Consider the following 21,823-nt stretch of genomic DNA (forward strand, 5'->3'; position numbering starts at 1 on the left):
ATGTCCGTCCCAGCGCCCGCGCCCGCCACCGCGCCCGCCACCGCAACAGAATCGGACCGGAGCGACGCCGCGCCGGACGCCGCCTCGGTCAGGGCGCGTGTCGGCGCGCGCGTGGGGGCGCGGGTGCAGCGATCCCTGCGCTCGCGCACCGTGACCTGGATGACGGTGGGGTTCGCCACGATCCTGGTGATGACCGCCATCGCGCTCGGCGCCTTCGTGTACCAGCAGCGCGGCGTCGACGCCGTGCGCCACACCGTGGCGGTGGACGGGCGCCTCGCCCGGGTCCTGTCGGCGGTGCAGGACGCCGAGACCGGCCAGCGCGGCTACCTGCTCACCGGCGACGAGGCCTTCCTGCTGCCCTTCACCGAGGGGCGGCTGAACGTCGACCAGCAGCTCGATCTCCTGCGCGACCTCGTCCAGGACGATCCCGACCAGCGGGGCGACCTCGACACCCTGGCCGGGCTGATCCGCCGGAAGCTCGACGAACTCGGCGCCAGCGTCGCCCTCATGCGCGCCGGCGACGGCGCGGCGGCCCGCGCCTCCGTGGCGGACGGGCGCGGCAAGCAGGTGATGGACGCGATCCGCGACCGGGTGCGCCGCATGGAGGCGCACGAGGCGCGGCGGATGGAGCGGCGGCAGGCGACGGTGTCGCGGATCGCCCTGGCCATCTGGGTCATGGTCGGGGCCCTGGCGGTGCTGTTCGTGCTGTTCGCCGTGTCGGCCCTGCGGGAGGCGACCCGGCGCAACCGGCTGTCGCGGTTCCTGCCGCAGGAGCTGGTCCTGCGGCTCGCCGACGGCGACGGGAGCCTGAAGGCAGGCCGCCGCCAGCAGGCCGCCATCGTGTTCGTCGACATGCGCGGCTCGACCACCCTGGCCGAGAGCCTGGATCCGCACCGGCTCTCCGAGTTCCTGTCCGCCTTCCGGCGGCGGGTGACGCGCCTCGCCCGCCTGCGGGGCGGCGTGGTCGACAAGTTCATCGGCGACGGCGCCCTGGTGGTGTTCGGCCTGCCCGAGCCCCGGCCCGACGACGCGGCCCGCGCCCTCGCCTTCGCGCAGGACCTCGTCGCGGTGATCGCCCGCTGGACCGACAGGGCCGCACCCGCGCAGGCCGTGCGCATCGGTGTCGGCGTCCATTACGGCGAGGTGTTCTGCGGGATCATCGGCGAGGAGGCGCGCTACGAGTTCACCGTGCTGGGCGACGCCGTCAACGTCGCCGCCCGCCTCGAGCAGGCGACCAAGCTCCACGGCGTCCCGATCCTGGTCTCGGAGGCCGCGCGGCGGGCCGCGGGGGCGCCGGCCGAGGCGTGGCGCGAAGTCAGCCGCGAGCCCCTGCGGGGGCGCCGCGAGCGCATGGCCTACCACACGCCCGCCGCCCCGGGAGCGGGCGGTCCCGGCCCCCGCCGGGAAGAAGATATCGCGTTCCCGGCGGTCGAACCGGCCCTCTGAGAAGAACCTGCCTGTCGTGGGGATCGAATGGAGAACAAGCATCTCCGTGCGCAGCGAAATTCGAAAGACGTGTCCATTGCGAACGGACCTGCCGAGCGCGACATTCGGCACCATGCGCAGCGCCTCTGAAAACCAGTCGCCGGCCTTCGATCCGTTCGGCGAGCCCGTCGCCGACGGCGTCGCCGGCGCCTGCCCGGCCACCTCGACCGGCGACCGCACGGCGCGGCGCGTCGGCGGTGCGGTGTTCTGGACGCTGGCGCTCGCGATCCTGGCCGGCCGCGTCTACGCCTACGATCTCCCGGCCGTGCAGGCCGTCGCCTCGCACGCCGCCCAGGTGCTCGCCCTGCGCTGAGCCTCCCGGTCGAGCCCGTCGAAGGCGACCCGCGCGGCGCGCAGGTTGCCGTCGATGTGCAGCCGCGCGCGGGCTCTCCCGGTTCAGTCCCTCGTGAGGTGGCGGCGGACGGCCGCGGCCGTGACGGCGGAGACGCGCACGTTCGATTCCTGGGTCACCCCGGCGATGTGCGGCGTGAGGATCAGGTTCGGCACGTTGGCGAAGACGGCGCCCGCCGCCGCGTCGAGGGGCTCCTGGTCGAACACGTCCAGCGCCGCGCCGCCGAGATGGCCGGACCGCAGGGCTTGCGCCACGGCCGCCTCGTCCACCACCCCGCCCCTTGCCGCGTTGATCAGGATCGCGCCCGCAGGCATCCGCGCTAGAGCGGTTTCGGTTTAATCGGGGTCGTATCCTGCCGCGACGAAGAAGTTTGCGGCCTCGTCGGGCGTAACGGCATCGACGAGCCGCCCGATTGTGGTCCAGAGCCCTTCGCGCGTGCGCGCCGCGGCCTTGCGCAGCCCCGCCTTCAACTTCGAGAACGCCATCTCGATCGGATTGAAGTCCGGCGAGTAGGGCGGGAGGAACAGGAGCCGCGCGCCCGCCGCCTCGATCGCCGCGCGCACGGCCGGGCCTTTGTGGCTGCCGAGATTGTCCATGATCACGATGTCCCCGGGTGCGAGTTCGGGCACCAGGACCTGATCGACGTAGACTTGGAAGGCGTCGCGGTTGATCGGCCCGTCGAGCACGAACGGCGCGGCGATCCCGGACAGGCGCAGGCCCGCCACCAGGGTCGTGGTCTTCCAATGACCGTGCGGGACGGGGGAGCGCAGCCGCTGGCCGCGGGGACAGCGCCCGCGGGTGCGGGCCATGTTGGTGGCGGTCCACGTCTCGTCGAGGAACACCAGCCGGTCCGGGTCGAGATCGGGCTGGCTCTCGAACCACGCTTCCCGGGCGGCCTTCACGTCCGGCCGATCCTGCTCTGCGGCGTGGGCCGTCTTTTTTTGTACGTCAGGTCGCGCGCGTCGAGGAAGGCCCACAACGTGCCGAGCCCGACGGTGAGGCCATGCTCGTCCTGCAACCGGGCGCGCATCTCCTCCAGGGTGATGTCGACCGTCTCGTCGATCAGCGTACGCAGGAACGTCTCGTACGGGTCGAGCTTGGAGCGGCGGGCACGCCCCTGCGGCCGGGCGGCCACCGTCCCAGTCGCGGCGAGCGCCGCCATCCAGCGGATCGCGGTTGCTTGGCCGACCCCGAAGCGGGCGGCCGCCTGACGGCGCGAGGTCGCCGCAGCCGCGGTCACCACCCGCTCGCGCAGGTCCAAGCTGTAGGGGCGGCCCATGCATCACTCCGGCTGTCGACCGGCCTGAGTGAATCAGCCTCCCAGCGCCGCGTGAACCCCACCAAGCCGACTCAGCCCAAACCGAAAACGCTCTAGCGCCGCCGCGTCGATCAGCCCGCGGGTCTGATCGGTGAGCGGCACGTGCAGCGAGAGCACGTCGCTCTGCGCGATCAGCGCGTCGAGCGCCTGCCGCTGCACGGGTCCGGTGGCCGGGTTCCAGGCCGGGTCGCCCGCGTCCACGAAGGGGTCGTGGGCGGCGACCGTCATGCCGAGGGCCGCCGCCCTCCGGGCGGTCTCGCGGGCGATCGACCCGAAGCCGACGAGGCCGAGGCGCTTGCCGGCGATCTCGCGGCCCATCAGGGCGTTGCGCGGCCACGTGCCGGCCGCCACGCGGGCCGTGGCCCCGTAGGCGCCGCGCAGGAGCAGCATCGCGGTGGCGACCACGTACTCGGCGACCGCGCCGTCGTTGGCGCCGGTGGCCGGGTAGACCGCGATGCCGCGCGCCCGGCAGGCCGGGACGTCGATGTTGTCGAGGCCGACGCCGAGGCGTCCGACGACCTTGAGGTCGCGGGCGGCGTCGAGCAGCGCGCCGCGCACCTGCGTCCGGTTGCGCACGATCAGGGCGTCGGCTTGGGCCACGGCGGCGGCGAGGTCTCCGGGCCGGTCGACGAGGCCGGGATCGTACTGCACGTCGAGGCCGGCGAGCTCGGCCGCGATCGCGGCCTCGTCCATGAACTCGCTGATGACGACCTTGGGCATGGCGCGCCTGTGTCCCGGTTCCGCGTGGTCGTCTCCCGCTAGAGCCGTTCCGGCCCGCGTGGCAACCCGGATCCGGGTTCGCCCGCCCTCAGGCGACCGCGCGGACCGCCCGCTCCGTCGGGAGCGCCCGCCGGGGCAGGCTCTCGATCAGGCCGGGGATCTCCTCGGGCGGCCGGGCCGGGCTGTACAGGAAGCCCTGCGCGCTGTTGCAGCGCCGCAGCCGGAGCAGCTCGGCCTGCTGCTCGGTCTCGACGCCCTCCACGGTGACGTCGATGCGCAGGTCGCGGGCGATGACCATGATCGCCTCGATCACCGTCAGGCATTCGGGGCGGCTGCTCAGGTCGCGCACGAAGGCGCGGTCGATCTTGATCTTGTCGACCGGGAACTGCGTCAGGTAGCTCAGCGAGGAGTAGCCCGTCCCGAAATCGTCGAGGGCGATCCGCACGCCGAGCGCCCGCAGGGAGCGGAGATTGTCCAGCACGTGCGGCGTGTTGGCCAGGAAGATCGACTCGGTGATCTCGATCTCCAGGCGGTCCGCCGCGAGGCCGGTCTCGCCCAGCACCGCCGCGACGTCGGCGAAGAAGTCGGGCCGGCGGAAATGGACCGACGAGATGTTGACGGCGACGCGCAGGCGCACCGGCCAGGTCAGCGCCTCCGCGCAGGCCCGCCGCAGGGCCCAGCGCCCGATCGCGAGGATGAAGCCCGTTCCCTCGGCGATCGGGATCAGCTCGGCGGGCGAGACGGGGCCGAGACCGGGCCGGGTCCAGCGGAGCAGCGCCTCGCAGCCGACCACTTGGCCGTCCTGCAGGCTGACCAAAGGCTGGTAGTGCAGCGCCATCTCGCCGTCGGCGAGGGCCTGGCGCATCGCCTCGTCGAGTTCGTGCCGGCGCTGGACGCGCACGTCCAGGTCGCGGTCGAAGCCCCGCCAGCGCCCCTTGCCGCCCTGCTTGGCGCTGTAGAGCGCGAGATCCGCCTTCCGGAGCAGGTCCTCGGGCTCGGTCGCGTCCGCGGGGGCGCAGGCGATCCCGACGCTGACGCCGATCTCCGCCCGGACGCCGTCGATGAGGTAGGGCTCGCGCAGGGTCGCGATCGTGGCCTCGGCCAGGGCCTGCGCGGCCGCGCCGTCCCGGCCGCGCTGCAGGATCGCGAACTCGTCGCCCCCGAGACGGAACGCCTGCGCGTCGGCCGGGAGCAGGGCGCGCAGGCGATCGGCGACCTGCCCCAGCAGGGCGTCGCCCGCGGCGTGGCCGATGCTGTCGTTGACGGTCTTGAAGCCGTCGAGGTCGAGGTAGAGCAGGCTGACCGTCGTGTCCGGGGCCGGTCGCGCGTTCTGCGGCGCGTTCTGCGCGGCGGCCGCGCAGGCCTCGGACGCGACGTCGTGGAACATGACCCGGTTCGACAGGCCGGTCATCGGGTCCCGGGTGGCCAGATAGGCGATGTGCGCCTCCGCCCGGCGGGCCTCGGTCACGTCGGAGCCGACGCCCCGGAACCCCGCGAAGCGCCCCTTCTGGTCGAGGAACGGCTTGCCGCTCAGCCGGAGCCAGCGCCGGCCGGCCGGCGTGTCGACGGCGATCAGGTGCTGGTGGAAGGCGACGCCCCGCCGGAGACGGTCCACGAGGTCGGCGCTCTGGTCGGCCTCGGGGGGCGCCTCCGCCCGACCGGCGAGCAGCGCCGGGAACGAGGCGTGCTGGAGCCTCTGCACCGGGCAGGCCAGCACGTCCGCCATCCGGGTGGAGACGTGCTGGAACCGTCCGGTCCCGTCCGTCTCCCACAGCCAGTCGCTGGCATTCGCCTCGAAGGCGTTGAGTAGCAGCCCGATCGTCTCGCTCTGGTCCTCGACCCGCACGCGGTCGAGGATGCGCTGGCGCGACAGGCGGCTCATGCGGCTCACGCTCGTCACCACGAAGATCGCGTAGACGGCGAGCAGGAAGCCGATGCTGAGCGCGACCGGCTCCCCGGACCGGGCCAGCCCGACGAAGCTGCCGACGATGACCGGGACCGCGAACAGGTACGAGACCGACAGGAGCGGGCCGACCACGTAGGCGTCCGAGATCAGGCCGGCCACGATGGCGACGACGAGCAGCCGCGCGTCGCCGCCGGAGGGGGCGAACAGCACGACCGGCAGGGTCGCCCAGGCGAGGCCCAGGGCGAAGGCGAGGCCGGCGGAGATCCGGCAGCCCCACCGGACGGTGTGCGCCGAGGCGGTGTCGCCGTGGGTGCGCCAGTAGAGCCAGGTCGCGTAGGTCGCCGCCGTGATCAGCACCGCGACCACGGCGAGCAGGCCGAGGAGGTAGGTGTGCGAGGCCGAACCCCAGAAGAAGTACGCGACGGCCAGCGCGATGATAAGGTGCGTCACCGCCGAGTAGGTGGCGAGCTTCAGCGTCTCGTCGAGGAGCCCCGCCCGCACCTGCAGGCGGTAGCGGCTCGGCAGCGCGTCGTCGACGTCGGGACCGAAGAGGCGGCCGAGCAGCGATCCCGGCCGGCGGTCCGGCCAGGTCCCCCGCCGCGCGCCCGGCCCGGTCGCGCCCGCGGAGATCTCGGGCGACACCTCGGGCGACATCTCAGGCGGCATGGGCGGCCCCCTGCTCGGCCCCGTGCCCGTCCCCCTGCCCGGCCCCGTGGCGGGGCGCGACCCTCATGGTCAGGCCGCCCCTGGGCCGCAGGGTCACGCGGAACTGCGCCGCCGGCATCTCGGCCGTCACCGGCCGGAGGCGGAAGGCGGGCAGCAGCGTCGCCAGGACGACGAGGCACTCGGTCAGGGCGAGGCCCATGCCGATGCAGACCCGCGGGCCGGCGCCGAACGGCAGGTAGGCGTAGCGGTCGCGCGCGGCGGCCCGCTCCGGCGCGAAGCGGCCCGGGTCGAACGCCTCCGGCCTGTCCCAGAGCAGCGCGTGCCGGTGCAGGGCGTAGACCGGCACGTGGACCGACTGCCCGGCCGGCACGACCGTGTCCCCGAGCCGGACCGGGGCCCGCGTCCGCCGCACGATCAGCGGGGCCGCCGGATAGAGGCGCATCACCTCGAGGAGCACCTGACGCGTGTAGGGGAGCCGGTCCACGGAACCGGGATCGGACTCGGGATCGGCGCCGAGGCGCGCCATCTCGGCGACGACGCGCTCCTCCACCTCCGGGTGCTCGGCCAGGACCCGGAAGGTCCAGGCCAGCGCCAGGGCGGTGGTCTCGTGGCCGGCGGACACGAAGGTCAGCAGGTTGTCGACGAGGCTCGCCTCCGTGAGCGGCGCGCCGGTCTCCGGGTCCCGCGCCTGCAGCAGGAGGCCGAGGAGGTCGGAGCCGGGCTCGCCGCGGGCCCGGCGGCGCGCGATCGTGCGGGCGACCTCGCCGCGCAGGTAGCGCACCGCCTCCGCCCCGGCCCGGGACCCCGGATGCGGGACCCAGGCCGGCGCCCGCAGCATCTCCAGGGCGATCTTCCAGCTGGTCTGGCCGAGATAGGCGTCCATCGCGGCCCCGAAGGGCCCCACCTCCAGGTGGGGATCGCCCGACACCATCGTGGCGACGATGACGTCGAACGTCGTGCGCATCATCTCGCGCAGGATGTCCCGCTCGCTCCCGGCGGGATCGGCGTCGCGCCAGCGCGCCCGCGTCGCCGCGGCGGCCCGGGCCATGGCCGGCACGAAGCTCCGGACCCGGTCCGGGCGGAACATCGGGGTCGCGGTCCTGCGCTGACGCCGCCAGTGGTCCCCGTCCGCGGTGAGGACCCCCGCCCCGAGGGCCGGGGCCAGCGCCCGGAGCATGAACGGCTCCCGCTCCAGCGCCTCGGCCTGGTCGACCATCAGGCCGCGGATGTGACCGGGATCGCAGACGTAGGTGGTCCGCTGGCCGAGGAAGCGGGTGGTCACCAGGGGTTGTGTGTAGATCTGCCGGGGCCAGGCCTCGATCAGGCTGCCCAGCATCGTGACGAGCACGGATGGCAGCGCGACCGCCTCGGCCACGCCCTCTGCCACGGCCGCCGCGAACGGCGGCCGTCCCGGCGCGCAGACCCTGAACGTTCCGACAGCGGGCATACCGGCTCCCTCGCGGGACCAGATTCGAGGTTCAACGTTAAGTTTTGGCTTGCCGCCGCGGCGCCGTCGAGCGCTTCCCCCGGCGCCGGGGCGGAAACCGCCGCCTTGCTTACCGGGAGCTTACCGGATTCCCGGGGAGGCGCCGCGGACACCCGGGGGCGGCCCGCCCTAGCGGTCCCGGGTCGCGCGGGCCTGAGCCTCGAGGGCCTCGTGGAGCCGGCCCTCGATCAGCAGGGCCGAGCCGTAGTGGAACTCGATGTCGAAGGCGTGGCGCTGGTTCATCGAGAGCGACGCGCTCTGCATCGCGATGAGATGGCCCTCCGCGTCGAACAGGCCCGAGCCCGATCCGCCGTAGCCGTCGTTGCAATCGTGGCGAGCGCGGCGGATCGCTCCCTCGCTCGGCGGATCGATCCGCCGGACGGCGCAGGATTCCCGGCTGCTCTGCCCCCGGTAGTTCTCGTGCCCGGCCGGTGAGACCATCGTCACCGGGAGCGTCAGGTCGCCGGTCGGAAGGGTGGGCGGGTCCGGGATCGGCTGCGGCCGCGCCTCGGCCGGCTCGGCGAGGCGCAGCAGCGCCCAGTCGTCGGTGATGTGCAGGCGCCGCGCCTCGGGCTCGACGCCGAGTTCCAGGATCTCGGGCACGAAGGCGTAGTTCCGACCTGCTATCTGAAAGTAGCAGTCGGCGACGTTTCGAGTAACCTCCAGTTGTCGATTGCGGAAATTGTGCGCGTTCATCAGCACGAGGGACCGGCTCCCGATCAGCCACGCGGCGGCGGCCTTCTGGGGAATCCCGTCCGGGCGACGGCACCACAGGACGCCCGCGCCGGGAAAGCGCTCCAGGTCGGCCCCCGTCAGCTCGCGCCGCCCGTCCTGCTGGTAGAGCGCCGCGAGACGGCGTTCCCCGCCGGTCCCGGCCGCCAGGGCCGCAGGCGCCAAGGTCGCGGGTGCCAGAGCCGCAGGCGCCAGGGCGAGAGCCGCCCAGCAGGCGGCCAGCGCCGGAGAGCGGGCCGCGCAGCCCGTGACATGACCCATGGCGTCCTCCCGGGACGGGTCGGCGGACGGCTCCGGGCCCGCACGCCCGCGTATCGTTCCCACCTGTCTGGCCCACCTGTCTGGGATGGCGGCCGGCTCTCGGTCAAGGTCTCCGTGATCTTGCCAGATCTCCGGTGTTCAGTTGCCAAATCATCCCGAAAAGAAATGTTTCGTTTTGCAAAGACACGCATTACAAGCCGTGCGAATAATCAAGTGGCGCACAACGATAATAAGTCTTTCATAAGCTCAGCGAATACTGGAAATGGCCCGGTTATCGCGACGCTGGAGGCGGATTTGTCGGTGAAAGTCGTGTCGCCATCGAATCAACACCACGATGACTGCGAGGCCAAACGGCGTGGCAGTCCGGCGAGGAGACGCAGGATGATCAGGCTCCGGAATTCCGTCTCGGCATTGGCGATCATGGCGCTCGCGCCGGTCGCCATGGCGGGCGTGGCGCAGGCCAACGACAAGCTCGTCGAGAAATCGAAGAGCGACGAGAACTGGGTGATGCCCGGTAAGAACTACGATTCGAACAATTACAGCGACCTGACGCAGATCAACAAGAGCAACGTCAAGCAGCTCAAGCCGTCCTGGACGTTCTCCACCGGCCTGCTCAACGGCCACGAGGGCGCGCCGCTCGTCGTCGACGGCGTCATGTACATCCACACCTCGTTCCCCAACAACACCTTCGCCCTCGGCCTCGACGATCCGGGCAAGATCCTCTGGCAGGACAAGCCCAAGCAGAACCCGGCCGCGCGCTCGGTGGCCTGCTGCGATCTCGTGAACCGCGGCCTCGCCTACTGGCCCGGCGACGGCAAGACCCCGGCGCTGATCCTCAAGACCCAGCTCGACGGCAACGTCGCCGCCCTCAACGCCCAGACCGGCGAGACGGTGTGGAAGGTCGAGAACTCCGACATCAAGGTCGGCTCGACCCTCACGATCGCCCCCTACGTGGTGAAGGACAAGGTGATCATCGGCTCCTCGGGCGCCGAGCTCGGCGTGCGCGGCTACCTCACCGCCTACGACGTCAAGACCGGCGCGCAGGTCTGGCGCGCCTACGCCACCGGCCCGGACGAGGACCTGCTGCTCGCCAAGGACTTCAACATCCACAACGCCCATTACGGCCAGAAGGGCCTCGGCACCTCGACCTGGGAGGGCGACGCCTGGAAGATCGGCGGCGGCACCAACTGGGGCTGGTACGCCTACGATCCGGGCACCAACCTGATCTATTTCGGCACCGGCAACCCGGCGCCGTGGAACGAGACCATGCGTCCCGGCGACAACAAGTGGACGATGACGATCTTCGGCCGCGACGCCGACACCGGCGAGGCGAAGTTCGGCTACCAGAAGACGCCCCACGACGAGTGGGACTATGCCGGCGTTAACGTGATGATGCTGTCCGACCAGAAGGACAAGGACGGGAAGATGAGGAAGCTCCTCACCCACCCGGACCGCAACGGCATCGTCTACACCCTCGACCGGACGGACGGCACGCTGGTCTCGGCCAACAAGATCGACGACACCGTCAACGTGTTCAAGTCGGTGGACCTGAAGACCGGCACGCCGGTGCGCGATCCGGAATACGGCACCCGGATGGACCACCTCGCCAAGGACATCTGCCCCTCGGCGATGGGCTACCACAACCAGGGCCACGATTCCTACGACCCGAAGCGGCAAGCCTTCTACATGGGCATCAACCACATCTGCATGGATTGGGAGCCCTTCATGCTGCCCTACCGGGCGGGTCAGTTCTTCGTCGGTGCGACGCTGAACATGTATCCGGGCCCGAAGGGTGACCGGCAGAACTACGAGGGTCTCGGCCAGATCAAGAGCTACAACGCCATCACCGGCAAGTTCAACTGGGAGAAGATGGAGCGCTTCGCGGTCTGGGGCGGCACCACCGCCACCGCGGGCGACCTCGTCCTCTACGGGACGCTGGACGGCTTCATCAAGGCGCGCGACTCCGACAACGGCGACCTCCTCTGGAAGTTCAAGCTGCCGTCGGGCGCCATCGGCTACCCGATCACCTACACCCACAAGGGCACCCAGTACGTCGCCATCTACTACGGCGTCGGCGGCTGGCCGGGCGTGGGCCTGGTGTTCGACCTCGCCGACCCGACCGCCGGTCTCGGCGCCGTGGGCGCCTTCAAGAAGCTCGCCAACTACACCCAGATGGGCGGCGGCGTGATGGTGTTCTCGCTGGACGGCAAGGGCCCGTACGACGACCCGAACGTCGGCGAGTACGCGCAGCACGCCGCCAAGTAAGGCCCCCCAGTAACCGCCGCCTGCATCCCGTCGGCCCCTCGGCCGGCGGGGTGCTGGGATCAGATCCCGACAGGCGAGGCCCTCTGGCGCCCCGCCTGTCCCTCCGGACACGCCATCCGGACATGCCATCAAGAAACGCTTCGACAACAGGGATCAACGTCCATGCCGCGCCCGCGCGCACGCATCCTGGCGGCCCGCTTCGCCGCCGTCCTGACGCTCGCCACCCTGGCCGCCGGGCCGGTGGCGGCCCAGGAATCCGAGGCCCAGGCCATCCAGTCGGATCCCGGCAAGGCCCCGGCCGCCCCGCCGGCCGACCCCGCGACCCTGCGGATCTGCGCCTCCGAGAAGCAGCCGCCCCTCTCGATGAAGGACGGCTCCGGGCTCGAGAACCGCGTCGCGGTCGCCGTCGCCGAGGCGATGGGGAAGAAGCCCGTCTTCGTCTGGCTCGAGAAGCCCGCGATCTACCTCGTCCGCGACGGCCTGGAGAAGCGGACCTGCGACGTGGTCGTCGGCCTCGACAGCGACGACCCGCGGGTGCTGACCACCCGGCCGTACTACCGGAGCGGCTACGTCTTCATCACCCGCGCCGACAAGGATCTCGACGTGAAGTCCTGGTCCGACCCGCGGCTCAAGACCCTCGACCACATGGTGGTGCCGTTCGGCTCCCCCGGCGAGGCGATGCTCAAGGATATCGGCCGCTACGAGGAGGACATGGCCTACCTCTACTCGCTGGTGAACTTCCGCTCGCCGCGCAACCAGTACACCCAGATCGACCCGGCCCGCATCGTCAGCGAGGTCGCCAACGACAAGGCCGATGTCGGCGTCGCTTTCGGCCCGGACGTGGCCCGCTACGTCAAGGATTCCCCGACGCCGCTGCGCATGACGCTGGTCCCGGCCGACACGGTCGGCAGCGACGGCCGCAAGGTCCCGCAGGTCTTCGACCAGTCGATGGGCGTGCGCAAGGACGACGAGGCCCTGCGCAAGGCCCTCGACGCCGGGATCGAGAAGGCCCGGCCCGCCATCGCGGCGATCCTCAAACAGGACGGTGTGCCGGTCGTCGCCTCGAACTGAGGCCGCCCCACCGAGACCACCCCACCGAGACCGCCCCACCGAGACCGGCCCGGCGCGTCCGGGCCATCGATCAGGACATCAGGACCCGCTCAACAGATGCACATCGTACGTTCGGCCCGCGTCGCCCTTCTCACCCTCGCCGTGGCGATGCCCGCCGCGGCCCGCGCGCAGCCCCAGTCCGGCCCGCAGACCGGCATCGTCTTCCGCAACACCATCACCGGCGAGGCGATGGACACGGCCGAGGGCAAGCCGGGCGGGCGGGACACGCAGGCGGTCAAGACCTTCTTCCAGACCGGCAAGAACCTCTACATCGACGACAAGTCCTGCCTGCGCAACGGCGAGAGCCTGTTCCTGACCTCGTGCTCCGGCTGTCACGGCCATCTCGGCGAGGGCAAGGTCGGGCCCGGCCTCAACGACGATTACTGGACCTACCCGGCGAACACGACCGATGTCGGCCTGTTCGCGACCCTCTGGGGCGGTGCCAACGGCATGATGGGACCGCACAACGAGGATCTCAATCCCGACGAGATGCTGCAGGTCATCGCCTGGATCCGTCATCTCTACACGGGCCCGGTGAAGGATGCCGAGTGGCTCACCGACGAGCAGAAGAAGACCTACAAGCCCTTCAAGGAGGGCGAGACCTTTGCCAAGGACGTGCCCGGCCAGTGCAAGCCGCTGGACTAGCCGTTCTCGGCAAGTCGCGCCCCGCGCAAGACGGGGCGAACCGGCGGCCCGACCGGCCGCCCCAGGAAGAGACGGAGGAATCTACGATGCGCACAGTGATCACGGCGGCGATGCTGATCGCGGGGGCGGCCTTCGCGGTGCCGGCGCTGGCCTACGACGGTCAGACCTGCAAGGCGCCGGGCAATTGCTGGCAGCCGAAGCCCGGCTTCCCCGAGAAGGTCGCCGGGACCAAGTACGATCCCAAGCACGACCCGAAGGAGGTCAGCAAGCAGGCCGAATCCATCAAGCAGATGGAGGAGCGCAACAGGAAGCGGATCGAGAACGCCAAGAAGACCGGCAAGTTCGAGTACGACGTCGCCAAGATCTCTTCGAACTGATCGCGACCGATCCGACCGTCCTGGGGCCGGCCCGCGCCGCGGCGCCGGCCCACAGCGACGCTCGGCAGCGCACGCCGCATCGACACGCGCAGGCACCGCCTCATGAACACCCTCCGTTCCGGAGACACGATGCTCACCGACTGGCGGGCGGCGGCGGCCCGCTTCGAGGCGGAGGTCGCCAAGGCGGTGGTCGGCCAGGAGCGGGCGATCCGCCTCGTGACGATCGCGATCTTCGCCCGCGGCCACGTGATGCTCGAGGGCGATGTCGGCGTCGGCAAGACCACCCTGCTGCGGGCGGTGGCCCGGGCGCTGGGCGGGGCCTACGAGCGCGTCGAGGGCACGGTCGACATGATGCCGACCGACCTGATCTACCACACCTATCTCGGCCCCGACGGCCGGCCGCGGGTCGATCCCGGCCCGGTCCTGGCCCGGGCCGAGGATCTCTCGGTGTTCTTCTTCAACGAGATCAACCGGGCGCGGCCGCAGGTCCACGCCCTGCTGCTCCGGCTGATGGCCGAGCGCAGCGTCCAGGCCTTCGGCCGCACCTACGCGTTCCCGAACCTGCAGGTCTTCGCCGACCGCAACCGCGTCGAGCGGGAGGAGACCTTCGAGCTCCCGGCCGCGGCCCGCGACCGCTTCCTGATGGAGATCGGGCTGGAGGCGCCCCGGGACGCGGCGGTGCGCCGGAGCCTGGTCTTCGACCCGCGCTTCCACGACACCGACGCCCTCGTCGGCGCGGTCGCCGAGGGCGTGCTCGACCACGCCCGGATCGGCGGCATCGCGGCCGCGATCCAGCACGCCGTCCGCGCGGAGCCGTCGATCGAGGCCTACGTGGTGGCCCTCTGGGACGCGCTGGTCCGCCCCGCGGAGGCCGGGATCCGGCTCCCGGGCCTCGACACCGCCACCCTGGTGCAGGGCGGCGCCTCGCCGCGCGGCGTCGCCTTCCTGGTGCGCGCCGCCCGGGTGCGGGCGTGGCTGGAGGGCCGCGAGTGGCTGGTGCCGGAGGACGTGCGGGCGGTCTTCACCGAGGTGATGGCCCACCGGGTCTTCCTCGAGCCCGTCCACGAATTGCAGCGCGGCGCGATCGTGCCCGCCCTGTGCCGGGCCGCGTTCGAGACGGTGCCGGCGCCGTGAGCGACCCGCGCACGGCCGACATCGTCTACCTGCCGCGCTGGCGGCCGCGCGGCAGCCGGGCCGGCCTCCACCGGGGGCGCGACGCCGGCGGCGCCGGCCCGTTCCGCGATCAGGTGCCGTTCCTGCAACTGCCGGATGCCCGCCGCATCGACCTGCGCGCGACGCTGCGCGACCCGTTCGAGGGCGTGCATGTCCGCCGCTTCGAGGCGCGGACCGCGGTCGAGACCTGGGTCCTGGTCGATCTCTCGGCCTCGATGGGCTTTTCCGGCACGGCCGACCGGGCGCGGCTCACGGGCGATCTCTGCCGGGCGCTGGCCGTGTCGGCGACCCGGATCAGCGACGGGTTCGGCCTGATCGGCTGCGACGAGACCCTGCGCGACGACCTCACCCTCCCCGCCACCCGCCACCGGGGCGCGGCCGTCGCCGCCGCCGAGCGGGTCGCGGGCGCGCCCCGCGCGGGTCGCGGCTGCGCCGGCATGCTCGAGGCCGCGCGGCGGCTCGCCGGGCGGCCGAAGCTCGTCTTCCTCGCCTCCGACTTCCGCTGGCCGGAGGCCCTGATCGCCCGGGTCTTCGCCGCGCTGGCGCCGCACGACACGGTGCCGATCCTGCTCGCCGACCCCGCCGAGGCGGAGGCGCTGCCGGCCTTCGGCCTCGTCGAAATCGACGATCTCGAGGGCGGCGGCCGCCGCGTGGTCCTGCTGCGCCCGAGCCTGCGCCGGGCCTGGATCGCCCGGGAGCGGGACCGGGTCGCCGCCCTGGAGCGCGCCGCCGCGCCCTTCGCGCGCCGGGTCTTCCGGCTCGCCGGACGCTTCGACGCCCAGGCGCTGACCCGCCACCTGATGACGACCTGAGCATGGGCGCGCGCGGTCCCGCCCTCCTGCCGGCCGGCCTCTTCGCCGGCCTCTTCGCCAACCTCCGCGCCGGCGTCCTCGCCGGTGTCCTGGCCGGCATCCTGGCCGCGCCGCTCGCCCTGACGGCCGGCCCGGCCGCCGCGCAGGTGCGCTCCGTCGAGGTGCGCAGCCCCCGGCCCTTCGGGATCTTCCTGGGCGACCTGGTCGAGGCGCAGGTGGAGATCCTGGCCGATCCCGACTTCCGGCTGCAGCGCGCGACCCTGCCCCGGCCCGGTCCGGTGACCTACTGGCTCGACCTGCGCGCCGTCGCGGTCGACGAGGCCCCGGCGGCCGGCGGCCGGCGGGTGCGCCTGCGCCTCACCTACCAGAGCTTCTACGCCGCCCTCGACGCCCGCACCCTGGAGGTGCCGGGCTTCCCCCTGACGCTGGCGAGCGAGGCGGCGACCGGGCGCACCACCGCGGCTGTCCAGGTGCCGGGCTGGAGCCTCGGCGTCTCGCCCCTGCGCGAGGTGCAGCCGCAGCGGCGCGAGGATCCGGCCGAGTACCTGCGCCCGGACGGCCGGAGCGGGCGGGTCGATCCCGGGCCGGACGTCGCGGCGGCGGCGGGTCTCGGCGCCCTCGCGGGCCTCGCCGCGCTGGCGCTGGCGCACGATCGGGCCTGGGGACCGTTCCGGCAGCGGCGGGGCCGGCCCTTCGCGGCGGCTCTGCGCGCGCTCCGGCGGCAGCGGGCGGGGGCCGGGCCCGATCAGGCCTACCGGGCGGCGCTGCTGGCCCTGCACCGGGGCCTCGACCTGACCGACGGGAGGCGGGTGCTGGCCGACGATCTCGGCGCCTTCCTCGCCCGGCACGGGGCCTTCCGGGACCAGGCGGCGGGGCTCGCGCGCTTCTTCGAGGCCTCGCGCCTCGCCTTCTTCGGCGGCCGGCTGCCGGCCGCGCGCGCGGCCTGGCCCCGCGCCGAGGCCGAGGCGCTCCTGGCGCGCCTCTCGGCGGCGGAGCGGAGCGCGTGAGGCCGTGACCGATCTCCTCGCCCGCCTCGGCGCGACCGATCCCTGGGTCCTATGGCTGCTGCCGCTGGCGCTGCTGCCGCTGGCCCGCTCGGCCCTGCGCCGGACGGCCGTGCCGGCGGTCGCCGCCGCCCCGGCCGACCCCCTCTCGGCCTGGCTCGGCCGGGCGCTGACGCTCGCCGGCGTCCTGGCCATCGCCGGCCTGATCGTGGCCCTGGCGGGCCCTTACCGGACGGGCGCGCGGATCGAGCGCCTCGGCATCGGCGCGCAGGTCTCGCTGCTGATCGACCGCTCAGGCAGCATGAACGAGACCTTCGCGGGCCGGCAGCCCTCCGGCGCCGAGGAATCGAAGGCCGCGGCCTCCCGGCGCCTGCTGGCCGATTTCGTCGGCGCCCGGGCGCACGATCTGTTCGCCGTGACGGCCTTCTCCACCGCGCCGATGCTGGTCATGCCGATGACCGACCGCCACGACGCCGTGCGGGCGGCGATCGCCGCCATCGACCGGCCCGGCCTCGACTACACCAATATCGGCCGGGGACTCGGCATGGCCCTGTCGCAGTTCGGAATCGATGTCGGCGCCTCGCGGGTGCTCCTGCTGGTCTCCGACGGCGCGGCGGTGATCGACCCGCGCATCCAGGACCAGCTGCGCGCCGCGGTCGCGCGGATCCGGCCGAACCTGTACTGGCTGTTCCTGCGCACCCAGGGATCGCCCGGCATCGCCGACCGGCCGGCCGGCGAGGACACGCCCCAGGCCGCGCCGGAGCGCCATCTCGACCTGTTCTTCAAGAGCCTCGGCGTGCCCTACCGCGCCTTCGAGGCCGAGGGCGCCGAGGCGGTGGCCGCCGCCATCCGGCAGATCGAGGCCCTGGAGCGGGACCCGATCCCCTACGTCGAGGAGCGCCCGCGCCGGGACCTGACCGGGCTCGCCGCCGCGCTCGCTGCCCTGGGCCTCGCGCTGCTGGTCCTGGCCAAGCTCGCGGAGGTGGACCTCGCGGCGGCACCGGCGGATGCGGAGACTGCGACGGAGGCCGCGACCAAGACCGAGACCGCGGGCGCGGCGGCGCGGAGGGCGGCATGAGCGCCGGCGCCCTCCTCGACGGCCCGGCCCCGCGCCGCACCGCCCGCCCCCGCCTCGGCTTGGCCGCGGCGTGGCGCCGGGTCCGGCCGGCCCTGCTGGTCGCGCTGCCGCTGGTCCTCGCGGCCGCCGCCCTGTGGTTCGCCGTCTCGGGCTGGAGCGCCGCGCGCGACGACGACCGGATCGCCGCCCTGGAGGCGGGCCGCGACCGGCCGGTCAAGCCGGATGCGCGGCCCGCCCTCCTGGCGGCGCGGATCGGCTTCCTCGCCGCCCGGGACCGTCTCGGCGAGACCGAGCCCCTCCTCGACGCCCTCGACCGCGCCGGCGCGGTGCGGGAGGCGGCCCGGGCGCGGTACGTCATCGGCAACGCGCGGATGCGGCAGGCCTTCGCGCTGATCGGCCGCGGCGACCTCGACAAGGCCGCGCCCCAGGTGACGCTGGCGCGGCAGGATTACCGCCGCGCCCTCCAGGCCCGGCCCGAGTTCTGGGACGCCAAGTACAACCTCGACGTCGCCTCGCGCCTCGTGCGCGACTACCCGGAATTCGACCGCAAGACCGGGGACGAGCTCCGCGCCGAGCCGAAGAAGATCTGGACCGACATCCCCGGCCAGCCGCGGGGCGGCCCGTGAGCCCGCGGCGCGTCCTTCCCCCCGGGCTGCCCTCGGTCCTGCCCCCTCTTGTCGCCCGCAACCTGCGCGACGGGCGGTTCCGCGCCCTGGCGGCCGCCCTCGCGCTGGCGCTGGCGGCCCTGGTCGCCCCGCCGATCCCGGTCACCCGCACCGGCGTGTCGGTGCTGGCGGTGGTCGACATCACCGGCAGCATGGCGGTGCGCGACTATCCCGCCGCCGGCGGGTCGGTGAGCCGGCTCGAGACCGTCAAGGCGGCGCTGCGGGCGACGCTGCCCGACCTCCCCTGCGGCTCGCGGGTGGCGCTCGGCCTGTTCACCGACCGGCGGCCGTTCCTGCTGTTCACGCCGGTCGAGGTCTGCGCCGACTTCGCGCCGCTGGACGGCGCCATCGCGGCCCTCGACCCGCGCATGGCCTGGGAGGGGGACAGCCGCATCGCGGCGGGCCTGTTCCGGTCGATCGCCATGGCGGGGGAGATCGACGCCGACCTCCTGTTCCTCACCGACGGCCAGGAGACGCCGCCGCTGCCCGCCTCCGGCGGCCCGACCTTCGACGGCAGGCCCGGCGCGGTGCGCGGGCTGATCGTCGGCGCGGGCGGCTACGGCCTGTCGCCGATCCCGCGCTTCGACGATCGCGGGCGCGAGACGGGTTTCCTCGGCGAGAGCGACGTCCAGCAGGAGAACCGCTCCGGGCCGCCCCCGGCGGACGCGGAATCCCGCGAGGGCTACAACCCGCGCAACGCCCCCTTCGGGGCCCAGGCCGCCCACGGCACCGAGCACCTCTCGTCGGTCCGCGAGCCCTACCTGAAGCGCCTCGCCGCCGAGACCGGCCTCGGCTACGTCCATCTCGACGGCCCGGGCGGTCTCGCCGCCCCTCTGCGCGCCGCGGCGACGCCGCGCCCGCTGCCCGGCCGCCTCGACCCGCGGCCCGCCCTCCTGGCGGCGGCCCTGGCTCTGACGCTCCTGGCCCTCCTGGCGGGGCCCCTCGCCCGCGCCCTTCGCGCGCTCCGCGGGCGCGCGGGCCACTCTGCTCCAACCCCTGCTCCAACCCCTGCTCCAACCGGAGCGATCAGGACCTGACCATGCGGATGCCCCTCGCCCTCTTTCCGGCCCTCGCCGCGGCCCTCGCCGTCGTCGGCCTCGCCGGCGCGGCGCTGGCCCACGGGCCGACGCCGCAGAAGATCGACCAGTCGATCACCATCCAGGCGCCCCCGGAGGCGGTCTGGAAGGTGGTGGGCGATTTCGGCGGCATCGGGCGCTGGCACCCGGACGTGGCCAAGGCCGAGGCCAGTGGCGGCAACGTCGAGGGCACGACCCGCCGGGTGACCCTCAAGGCCGGCGGCACCCTGGTCGAGGGGCTGGACGAGTGGCTGGCCGACGGCCGGACCTACTCGTACCGGATGTCCGACCCGGACCTGAAGGCGCTCCCCGTCTCCTCCTACTCGGCGACGCTCACCGTGACCCCGGACGGGACCGGCTCCAAGGTGTCGTGGATCGGCCGCTTCTACCGGGGCGACACCGGCAACGAGCCGCCGGAGACTCTCAGCGACGAGGCCGGGCGCACGGCGATGAACCGCTACTTCGCGGACGGGCTCAAGGGCCTGAAGGCGGCCGTCGAGGGCCGGACGACCCATTGAGGCCCCGCATGCGCCACCTGTGGCTGATCGCGACGCTCGCGGTCGCGGTCGCGGTCGCGGCCGGGACCGGCGCTGGGACCAGTGACGCGTCCGCGGCCGGCGACCCGGTCTGGGTCGTCAGCCAGCAGGGGGCCGAGCTGGCGCGGATCGAGGCCGGGAAAGTGGCCGGGCGGATCCCGCTCGGACCGGCGCCGGTGGCGGCGGCGACCGACCGGGCCGGCCGCCTCTATCTGACCCACCCGGACGGGCGCGCCGTCACCGTCGTCGCGCCCGGCGCGCCGCCCCGCCGCCTGCCCGTCCCCGGCCAGGCCTTCGGCCTCGCGGCGAGCCCGGACGGGGCGCACCTGTACGTCGGCGACTGGTCGGGCGACCGCGTCCTGCGGATCTCCGCGGCGACCGGCGCCGTCGAGGGCGCCGCGGCGGTGGGCCGCGACCCGGCCCATCTCGTCCTCGACCGGCGCGGGCGGCTCTACGTCGCCGACCGCGAGAGCCGTCAGGTCAGCGTCATCGACACCGGGACGATGGCCCGCGTGGCCGTGGTCCCGACCGGCGAGGCGCCCTTCGCCCTGGCGCTCGCACCGGACGAGGCGAGCCTCTACGTCGCCAACGTGCGCAGCGGCGACCTCACGGTGATCGACACGGCGACGCTGCGGGCCCGCGCCACGGTTCCGGCCGGCCGGATGCCCTACGGCGTGGCGGTTACCGCGGACGGCAGCCGCATCCTGGTCACCAACCAGCACGCCGCCGCCGTGACGGTGATCGACGCGGCCCGGCTCGAGATCGTCGCCACCGTGGCGGTGGGCCCCTATCCCGAGGGCATCGCGGTGGCCGGTCCGCTTGCCTACGTGGCGAACTGGTTCTCGGACGACGTCTCGGTGATCGATCTCGCCACGTGGCGCGAGACGGCGCGCATCAAGGTGGCGGAGGGCCCGCGCACGGTCCTGGCGGGGGAGCCCGCGCGATGAGCCGTGCCGGCCGCATCGGGATCACGTCCGGGCTGGCCCTGCTGGCCCTCGGCGCCTGCGACCGCGGGGCGGACGAGCGCGCCGACGAGGCCGGCGCGGTGGTGGCCACCACCGCCGAGGGCACCCTGCCGGCCTGGCTCGCGCCGACCGACGGGACCGACCCGGCCCGCTGGCTCGCGGGCCGCGAGGCCGGCAAGGCCCTGCCGGCCGACGATCCCCGCGTGCGCGCGATGGCGACGGCGCTGGCCGGAGCCCGCGACGGCTTCATCGAGGACCCGCGCATGATCGCCAACCGCACCGTCCAGCTCGGCCAGATGCTGGCCGAGGCCGGCATCGGCGAGGGCTACGGCGCGATCCTCGACGGTCTCGGCGGCATCGCGGCGGAGCGCGGCCGCCGCAAGAGCCTCTACGGCGAGATTTGCCAGCACTACTACAACGCCCGGATGCAGGGGGCCGACCACGCGGCCGCGCTGGCGCGCCTCGCCGGCCCGCACCCGGTCGGCGAGGGGACGCCGTGAGCGCCGCCCGGGCCTCGGCCGACCGTCCGGCGGGGCGGGACGGCCCGCGGGTTCTCGACGCGGTGCTGATCGTCGACGACCACCCGGTCGTGCGGCGCGGCTTCCGCCATCTCGCCGAGGATGCCGGCGTCCGGGCGGTCCACGAGGCCGCGGACGTGGTGTCGGGCTACCGCACCTTCCACCGCCACCGGCCCGGGCTGGTGGTGACCGACCTGGGCTTCCGCGACCAGGGGCTGTCGGGCCTGTCGCTGATCCGCCGGGTGCGGGCCCTCGAGCCGGCGACCCGGATCCTCGCCTTCAGCATGCACGACGATCCGGTGATCGTCGCCCGGGCCATCGAGGGCGGGGCGCACGGCTTCGTCCTGAAGGACACGGCGGTGACGCGCTTCCACGAGGCGCTGGCGACCGTGTCGGCCGGGCACAGCTACCTGCCGCACGAGGTCGCGACCAAGATCGCGATGCTGAATGCCGGGCTCCTGGAATCGCCCCTGGCACGCCTGACCGCGCGGGAGGTTCAGGTGCTGTCGCTGCTGGGGGCGGGCAAGTCCAACGAGGCGATCGCCGACAGCCTGTCGATGAGCCACCGGAGCGTGTCGGCCGTCGTCTCGGGCATGAAGCAGAAGCTCGGCGCCGGCAGCCTAGCCGACCTCCTGCGCATCGCCCTGTCGCGGGACGGGCGCCCGGTGTGACG

The 21,823-nt window shown here is 73.5% G+C and carries 20 protein-coding genes and 2 pseudogenes; 16 read left to right on the forward strand and 6 right to left on the reverse strand.

Going from position 1 to position 21,823, the window contains the following annotated elements; genetic code table 11:
• Entirely contained in the window at positions 1–1,446 is a 1,446-nt protein-coding gene (locus ACX9MN_RS26350; RefSeq protein WP_489725876.1) for an adenylate/guanylate cyclase domain-containing protein, read from the forward strand.
• A 112-nt stretch (positions 1,447–1,558) separates the two neighbouring features.
• Positions 1,559–1,798: a hypothetical protein gene (locus ACX9MN_RS26355; protein ID WP_020096021.1), complete on the forward strand. Its 240-nt coding sequence runs from the start codon at positions 1,559–1,561 to the stop codon at positions 1,796–1,798.
• Between the two features lie 83 nt (positions 1,799–1,881).
• On the opposite strand, the pseudogene ACX9MN_RS26360 reads toward ACX9MN_RS26355, so the two are convergent.
• The 6 genes and pseudogenes from ACX9MN_RS26360 to ACX9MN_RS26385 all read right to left on the reverse strand — a co-directional run.
• Positions 1,882–2,163: pseudogene (locus ACX9MN_RS26360) on the reverse strand (NAD(P)-dependent oxidoreductase); the annotation flags it as partial.
• A 9-nt stretch (positions 2,164–2,172) separates the two neighbouring features.
• A protein-coding gene (locus ACX9MN_RS26365) for an IS630 family transposase (protein ID WP_100250497.1) occupies positions 2,173–3,116 on the reverse strand; the annotation gives its coding sequence in 2 pieces (ribosomal slippage) (positions 2,173–2,780 and positions 2,780–3,116; 945 coding nt in all).
• 36 nt (positions 3,117–3,152) lie between these two features.
• Positions 3,153–3,875: pseudogene (locus ACX9MN_RS26370) on the reverse strand (NAD(P)-dependent oxidoreductase); the annotation flags it as partial.
• An 88-nt stretch (positions 3,876–3,963) separates the two neighbouring features.
• Positions 3,964–6,447 carry a putative bifunctional diguanylate cyclase/phosphodiesterase gene (locus ACX9MN_RS26375; RefSeq protein WP_489725877.1) on the reverse strand — a complete coding sequence of 828 codons (2,484 nt, stop codon included), beginning with the start codon at positions 6,445–6,447 and terminating at the stop codon, positions 3,964–3,966.
• Positions 6,437–7,894 carry a cytochrome P450 gene (locus tag ACX9MN_RS26380; protein ID WP_489725878.1) on the reverse strand — a complete coding sequence of 486 codons (1,458 nt, stop codon included), beginning with the start codon at positions 7,892–7,894 and terminating at the stop codon, positions 6,437–6,439. Before ACX9MN_RS26380 ends, ACX9MN_RS26375 begins: the two co-directional genes overlap by 11 nt.
• A gap of 168 nt (positions 7,895–8,062) precedes the next feature.
• Positions 8,063–8,926 (reverse strand): S1 family peptidase, encoded by an 864-nt coding sequence (locus tag ACX9MN_RS26385; protein WP_331297497.1) that lies wholly within the window; start codon positions 8,924–8,926, stop codon positions 8,063–8,065.
• A 381-nt stretch (positions 8,927–9,307) separates the two neighbouring features.
• Between ACX9MN_RS26385 and ACX9MN_RS26390 the strand changes: the two genes are divergently transcribed.
• The 14 genes from ACX9MN_RS26390 to ACX9MN_RS26455 all read left to right on the forward strand — a co-directional run bounded on the left by ACX9MN_RS26390 (position 9,308) and on the right by ACX9MN_RS26455 (position 21,821).
• Entirely contained in the window at positions 9,308–11,191 is a 1,884-nt protein-coding gene (locus tag ACX9MN_RS26390; RefSeq protein ID WP_026605374.1) for a methanol/ethanol family PQQ-dependent dehydrogenase, read from the forward strand.
• 162 nt (positions 11,192–11,353) lie between these two features.
• On the forward strand, positions 11,354–12,262 hold the full coding sequence (moxJ, locus tag ACX9MN_RS26395) for a methanol oxidation system protein MoxJ (RefSeq protein ID WP_056529785.1): 909 nt from the start codon (positions 11,354–11,356) through the stop codon (positions 12,260–12,262).
• A 96-nt stretch (positions 12,263–12,358) separates the two neighbouring features.
• Positions 12,359–12,946 carry a cytochrome c(L), periplasmic gene (gene moxG, locus ACX9MN_RS26400; RefSeq protein WP_020096029.1) on the forward strand — a complete coding sequence of 196 codons (588 nt, stop codon included), beginning with the start codon at positions 12,359–12,361 and terminating at the stop codon, positions 12,944–12,946.
• Positions 12,947–13,032: 86 nt separating this feature from the next.
• Complete coding sequence (locus tag ACX9MN_RS26405) at positions 13,033–13,323, forward strand: methanol dehydrogenase [cytochrome c] subunit (protein WP_012321128.1); 291 nt, start codon at positions 13,033–13,035, stop codon at positions 13,321–13,323.
• A gap of 102 nt (positions 13,324–13,425) precedes the next feature.
• On the forward strand, positions 13,426–14,457 hold the full coding sequence (locus tag ACX9MN_RS26410) for an AAA family ATPase (protein ID WP_091683313.1): 1,032 nt from the start codon (positions 13,426–13,428) through the stop codon (positions 14,455–14,457).
• A complete protein-coding gene (locus tag ACX9MN_RS26415; protein WP_489725879.1) occupies positions 14,454–15,308 on the forward strand; it encodes a DUF58 domain-containing protein in 855 nt (284 codons plus the stop codon). Before ACX9MN_RS26410 ends, ACX9MN_RS26415 begins: the two co-directional genes overlap by 4 nt.
• Before the next feature lie 2 nt (positions 15,309–15,310).
• A complete protein-coding gene (locus ACX9MN_RS26420; RefSeq protein WP_489725880.1) occupies positions 15,311–16,315 on the forward strand; it encodes a nonribosomal peptide synthetase MxaA in 1,005 nt (334 codons plus the stop codon).
• Between the two features lie 4 nt (positions 16,316–16,319).
• Positions 16,320–17,390, forward strand: a complete 1,071-nt coding sequence (locus tag ACX9MN_RS26425) for a vWA domain-containing protein (RefSeq protein ID WP_020096034.1) — start codon at positions 16,320–16,322, stop codon at positions 17,388–17,390.
• On the forward strand, positions 17,387–18,016 hold the full coding sequence (locus tag ACX9MN_RS26430; RefSeq protein WP_020096035.1) for a hypothetical protein: 630 nt from the start codon (positions 17,387–17,389) through the stop codon (positions 18,014–18,016). Before ACX9MN_RS26425 ends, ACX9MN_RS26430 begins: the two co-directional genes overlap by 4 nt.
• Positions 18,013–19,092 (forward strand): vWA domain-containing protein, encoded by a 1,080-nt coding sequence (locus tag ACX9MN_RS26435; RefSeq protein WP_020096036.1) that lies wholly within the window; start codon positions 18,013–18,015, stop codon positions 19,090–19,092. Before ACX9MN_RS26430 ends, ACX9MN_RS26435 begins: the two co-directional genes overlap by 4 nt.
• Positions 19,093–19,094: 2 nt before the next feature.
• Complete coding sequence (locus tag ACX9MN_RS26440; RefSeq protein WP_020096037.1) at positions 19,095–19,649, forward strand: SRPBCC family protein; 555 nt, start codon at positions 19,095–19,097, stop codon at positions 19,647–19,649.
• Positions 19,650–19,657: 8 nt separating this feature from the next.
• The gene (locus ACX9MN_RS26445) at positions 19,658–20,614 is read left to right on the forward strand and encodes a YncE family protein (protein WP_489725881.1); all 957 of its coding nucleotides are present in this window, start codon (positions 19,658–19,660) and stop codon (positions 20,612–20,614) included.
• Positions 20,611–21,132 carry an MxaH protein gene (locus tag ACX9MN_RS26450; protein ID WP_489725882.1) on the forward strand — a complete coding sequence of 174 codons (522 nt, stop codon included), beginning with the start codon at positions 20,611–20,613 and terminating at the stop codon, positions 21,130–21,132. The genes ACX9MN_RS26445 and ACX9MN_RS26450 overlap by 4 nt, the downstream gene beginning before the upstream one ends.
• Positions 21,129–21,821 carry a response regulator transcription factor gene (locus tag ACX9MN_RS26455; RefSeq protein ID WP_020096040.1) on the forward strand — a complete coding sequence of 231 codons (693 nt, stop codon included), beginning with the start codon at positions 21,129–21,131 and terminating at the stop codon, positions 21,819–21,821. The genes ACX9MN_RS26450 and ACX9MN_RS26455 overlap by 4 nt, the downstream gene beginning before the upstream one ends.
• The last annotated feature ends 2 nt before the right edge of the window (positions 21,822–21,823 follow it).

The organism is Methylobacterium sp. 1A (genome assembly GCF_058072805.1).